The organism is Polaromonas sp. P1_E1_2 (assembly GCF_056406035.1).
Window position 1 is genome coordinate 1 of the sequence record NZ_JBFUAZ010000305.1, and the last position, 4,878, is coordinate 4,878.

Below are 4,878 nucleotides of genomic sequence, written 5' to 3' on the forward strand. Positions count from 1 at the left end.
GGACTGCACCACCACGTTGGCGAGCCAGCGCAGGTAGTCTTCCATGGTGCCGACTTCCGAGAGGCTGTTGAGTGCGCGCACCACAAAAAAGGCGTCGCGCAGCCAGCAATAACGGTAGTCCCAGTTGCGCTGGCTGCCGGGTGCCTCGGGAATGCTGGTAGTCATGGCGGCGACGATGGCGCCGGTGTCTTCAAAGAGCGAAAGCTTGAGCGTGATGGCTGCGCGTATCACGGCCTCCTGCCATTCCAGCGGAATATGCAGGCGCTGGCTCCATTTTTTCCAGTAGGAAATGGTTTCCTGCTCAAACAGGCGCGCCGTGTCGGCAATGCCGTCGGGCAGCGACTCGTCGGCGCCGAGCAGAAAATTATGCTCGCGTGTCAGCACAAAAGGCTGCTTTGACAGCAGGTGTGAAATCGACACGTCGGTGTTCAGGCGCAGCGTCAGCTCGTCGCCCACATAGCGCAGGTGGTTGCTGCCCTGGGTGATCAGCGGCTTGCGCCGGCCCCAGTCGAAGCGGATGTCCAGCGATACGCGGATGCGCGGCGCGCCGTGGATGGGTTTGACGCGGCGCACCAGCGTCATGGGCCTGAAAAAGCGTGATCGGCTGAAAAAGCGCGGCGCGAAATCGGTGATCTCGATGCCCTGGCCGCGTGTGTCGAACAACTGGGTGCGCAGCACCGCCGTATTGGGCTCATACCACTGCTTGGCTTCGGCGAAATCCTCGATCTCGATGGCGAAGGCGCTGGACTGCGAGTCCTGGATGCCCGGGGCGGTCGCGTCGTCCTGCGCGGGCTGCGGCTCGAGAAGCGCATTGAATACAGGGTCGCCGTCAAACCGCGGCAGGCAGCACCAGACGATGCGGCCGCGCACATCAATCAGCGCACTGAAGGCGCAGTTGCCGATGACGCCCATGGCCAGCGAGGGTTGGGCGGGCGGCGCGAAGTTCAGGGAGTCGGCGGCGACGTTCATGGGCGGCTTTCTGGCGCGGCGGCCGGTGTTTCGTCGGTCTCCCGCGCCATGCCGCCGAAGGCCGCATGCAGCCATTGGTGCAGCGCCTCGGGTGACGCGCAGCGATGGCGCGCCTGGGTGGCGCCTTCGCCGACCTTGATGCCTTCACCGCCCAGGGATTGCACGGCCGCAAAGCCGGCTTCGTCGGTGGTGTCGTCGCCGGCAAACAGGGGCAGGCGGCCCGCAAATGGCGGTTCGGCCATAAAAGCCTTGATGGCCGAGCCTTTGCTGACGTTGGCCGGTTTGACTTCAAAAACACACTTGCCATGCAGCAGCTCGACACCGGGCGTGCGGTCGGCCGCCTCCTGCATGACCTGCAGGCACAGTGCTTCCAGCTCGGGTGCGTGGCGATAGTGCAGGGCAACGGCCGCCAGCTTGATTTCCACGCGCAACCCGTCATGATGCGCGGCCAGGTCGGTGGCGCGTCGGGTGAGCTCCCGCAGGTCCGGCTCTGCCAGGCTGACGACGCGGCCCTGCGTATCGCGGCGCTGCGCGCCATGTTCGGTGGCCAGGGGTAGCCGCAAAGGCGCGAGAAAGCCATCGAGGTCGGCCAGCCTGCGGCCCGACACAATCGCCAGCGCGCCGCCCAACTGCGCTGAAAGCCTCGCCAGGGCTGGAATCACGCCTGAAACCAGCTGGACTGCGTCGGGTTCTGGCGCCAGGTCGGCCAATGTTCCGTCAAAGTCCAGAAAAAGGGCGGTCTGCGCGTTGATGACCGGCAATGACCCGAAAGGCCCGGGAGGAAGTGCGTGTGAAGAGGGTCGGGGCGGCGATGAAGAAGGTGATAAATGCATCGCCATTCACCTTAGCAGAGCCCCTGCTGAATCACTGTAGGCCGGTTTCGCCTTTTTTCACATTTCAGCCAATGGCGGCTACCCTGTAGCGGTGCCGGGGAGGCTGTCCTGCACCGCTTTGACGCGTGCCCTGTGGATGGACTCGCCAATCTGTTTGCCGCCGCGTCCCGCCGCCTGGGCCTGCAGCGCCAGCGGCTGCGTTTGCACCGCCTGGGCCGCGGCCAGGGCATCCAGCAGGCGCGGGCGTTGCGGGTAGGGCGAATCCTGCAGGCCCAGGCGCCCGCGGGCGTCGCATTCGCAGGCCAGCAAAATATCGCCGAAACGCTGGGGCTTGCGAAACGCATCGCAGCGCTCCAGCAGCCGCACCAGGGCCGCGGCGCCCAGGCTTTCGCTGCGGTGCACGTTGCCGTGCTCGCGGGCCACCACGTCGGCAATCTCGCGGCAGTCGACCGGCACGCGCAGGCGCTCGCACACGTCTTTCAGCAGTTGGGCGCTGCGTTCTTCGTGACCGATGTGCCGCGGTAAAACATCGGCCGGTGTCGTGCCCTTGCCGAGGTCGTGGCACAGGCAGGCAAAGCGCACGGCCAGAGAGCCTTCAAGCTGCGCCGACATGTCCAGCACCATCATCAGGTGAACGCCGGTGTCGACCTCGGGGTGGTGGCTGGCGGGCTGGGGTACACCCCAGAGGCGCGCTACCTCGGGCAGCAACTTTTGCAGCGCGCCGCATTCGCGCAGCACCTCGAACATGCGTGAAGGCCTGCCCTCCATCAGCCCGCGTGCGAACTCCTGCCACACGCGTTCAGGTACCAGCGCATCGGCTTCGCCTTCGGCCACCATGTCCCGCATCAGCGCCATGGTTTCGGGCGCCACGGAGAAATCCGGAAAGCGCGCGGCAAAGCGCGCCAGCCGAAGGATGCGCACGGGGTCCTCGCGGAAGGCATCCGTCACGTGGCGCAATACCTTGTTCCGGATGTCCTGCTGTCCGCCGAACGGGTCGACCAACGCTGAAAAGTCGGGGTCAAAACCGGCTGAAGCTGTTTCTGGACGGGCGGGAGCAGCTATTGAATTGATAGTGAGGTCGCGCCGCGCCAGGTCCTGCTCCAGCGTGACGTCGGGCTCGGCGTGCACCACAAACCCGCGGTAGCCCGGCGCGGTTTTGCGTTCGGTGCGGGCCAGGGCGTATTCCTCACGGGTGTCCGGGTGCAGGAACACCGGGAAATCCTTGCCGACCGGCAGGTAGCCTTGTGCCACCAGCGCTTCAGGGGTGGCGCCCACGACGACCCAATCGTGGTCCTGCACGGGCAGGCCCAGCAAGGCATCGCGCACCGCGCCACCAACCATGAATATTTCCATCAGGCCAGTTTAGCGGTTCGCGCCAGCCCCAAAAGCCCGGCCGGCGCCGGATTTTCAGGAAAAAACAGGCCGGAAGAAACTGCGCTCGTAGCTGATGATGCAGCCGGTCGTTTCGGCGTATTTGAAAGCCGCCAGGCATTCCTGGTCGGAAAAGGAGTTCTGGCGGTAAATCTCGTAGGCCGCCAGGCTCTCAAAGGTGAACAAGGCCAATGCAATGTTGCTGGCGCCCTCGCTGGGCATGAAGTAGCCATGGTGCGTGCCGCCGAATTTCTCGACCAGCGGAATCCACAGCTTGCCGTAGTGCTCGAACTCCTTGAGTTTGGCGRTGTTCAGCACGTAACGCAGATAGATCGTGACCATGATGTCTCCCGTTCAGCGCCTGACGCGGTAGGGCTCTTCGAATTCGCGGAAATCGTTTTCGGCCAGCGCGTCGTCGATCCAGGCTTTGACACCGGGCAGCGCGCTGACGCGCTGAATGTAGGCGCCGATTTCCGCCGGTACCGGCAGGGCGTACCGGCTCAGGCGCATGCACACAGGCGCAAAGAAGGCATCGGCAATGCCGAACTCTCCAAACAAGAAATTGGCCCCCACGGTCGACTGCGTCTCCCTGCCCCCCGAGGGGGCGCTCGGACCTTGGGGCGGCCCGGCGGTACGAGGGTCCTTGTATTGCTGCAGCAACTCGGTCCACATCTCGACAATGCGCTGCACGTCGGCACGCACGGCCGATTTGTCGCGCCAGATCAGCTGGCCCATGTCCGACAGGTCGGCTTCGATGTTCATGGGGCAGGCCGAACGCAGCGCGCCAAAGCCGCTGTGCATTTCAGCGCATACGCTGCGCGCCCGGGCGCGCGCTTTCACATCCTGCGGCCAGAGCTTTTTCTCGGGAAAGCGTTCCGCGAGGTATTCGGCAATCGCCAGCGTGTCCCACACGACAAAACCGCCGTCATCCAGCGCCGGCACCCGGCCGGTCGGGTTCACGCCGCCGATTTTTTCCTTGAAGGTCGAGTTGGCATCGAACGAGTCAAAGCGCAGTTTGATTTCTTCAAAAGGAATGCCGGCCTGCTTGAGCAGCACCCAGGGGCGCATGGACCAGGACGAGTAGTTTTTATTGCCGATGTAGAGCTTGAGCATGGTGTCCCTGTTCTGCTGATGATGAAGGAAAGAAGTCAAATGGAAAAACGACTTGCGATGCTACCGCCGTGCGAAATCACGATTGATGCAAAAAATCTTTGAAATTAATGCTACATCCACGGCGAGTAAGAAGGGCGGATTTCCTCTTCAGGCCAACCGGGGCCGCGGAACCGGCTTTGCCGGGCCGCAGGCGCAGCGCCCCCTCGGGGGGCAGCGACCCACACGAAGTGGGGAAGCGTGGGGGCCTAAAAACGGCCGGCGGTTTTACGCTTGGCCGTCAGTCCGCTGCGCAAGCCCTGCGCTCCCAGATAAGAAGGCCCCACCGCATCCAGCGCGGCAGGATGAACACCCAGTGCCTGCAGGCCGGGCAGCTTGCCGGTGGCCACGTTGTCGGTGGCCATGGCGTCGAGGTTGTCGCGGCTCAGCAGCGGCTCTCCGGGCGCGAGCTCCATGAGGCGCGCCTGCAGGCGCCCCAGGAAATCCGGCAGGCTGATCACCGGGCGGCCCTTGCCGCCGTTGATACCGGCGTAGCGACCGGCCAGCCTGACCAGCTGGCGCAGCGTGAACACGTCGGGCCCGCAAACGTCATAGA

5 protein-coding genes and 1 pseudogene are annotated in these 4,878 nt (G+C 64.3%); all 6 read right to left on the reverse strand.

Annotation, left to right across the window (positions count from 1 at the left end; translation table 11 throughout):
• Positions 1-969: glycoside hydrolase family 15 protein (locus AC1D1P_RS14250; protein WP_477673437.1), on the reverse strand; the 969-nt coding region annotated here is incomplete at its 3' end.
• Positions 966-1,802 carry a trehalose-phosphatase gene (otsB, locus tag AC1D1P_RS14255; protein WP_477668439.1) on the reverse strand — a complete coding sequence of 279 codons (837 nt, stop codon included), beginning with the start codon at positions 1,800-1,802 and terminating at the stop codon, positions 966-968. The genes otsB and AC1D1P_RS14250, both read right to left, overlap by 4 nt.
• A gap of 78 nt (positions 1,803-1,880) precedes the next feature.
• Entirely contained in the window at positions 1,881-3,155 is a 1,275-nt protein-coding gene (locus AC1D1P_RS14260; RefSeq protein WP_477673438.1) for a multifunctional CCA addition/repair protein, read from the reverse strand.
• A gap of 54 nt (positions 3,156-3,209) precedes the next feature.
• Entirely contained in the window at positions 3,210-3,515 is a 306-nt protein-coding gene (locus tag AC1D1P_RS14265) for an NIPSNAP family protein (protein ID WP_477673439.1), read from the reverse strand.
• Positions 3,516-3,527: 12 nt separating this feature from the next.
• Positions 3,528-4,286, reverse strand: coding sequence for a glutathione S-transferase family protein (locus tag AC1D1P_RS14270; RefSeq protein WP_477673440.1), 759 nt, complete (start codon positions 4,284-4,286; stop codon positions 3,528-3,530).
• A 245-nt stretch (positions 4,287-4,531) separates the two neighbouring features.
• Positions 4,532-4,878, reverse strand: a pseudogene (locus AC1D1P_RS14275) (complex I NDUFA9 subunit family protein); the annotation flags it as partial.

Bases quoted from the DNA above. Each gene is read 5' to 3' on its own strand.
- otsB (WP_477668439.1), bottom strand. From the start codon at position 1,802: ATGCATTTATCACCTTCTTCATCGCCGCCCCGACCCTCTTCACACGCA.
- AC1D1P_RS14260 (WP_477673438.1), bottom strand. From the start codon at position 3,155: ATGGAAATATTCATGGTTGGTGGCGCGGTGCGCGATGCCTTGCTGGGC.
- AC1D1P_RS14270 (WP_477673440.1), bottom strand. From the start codon at position 4,286: ATGCTCAAGCTCTACATCGGCAATAAAAACTACTCGTCCTGGTCCATG.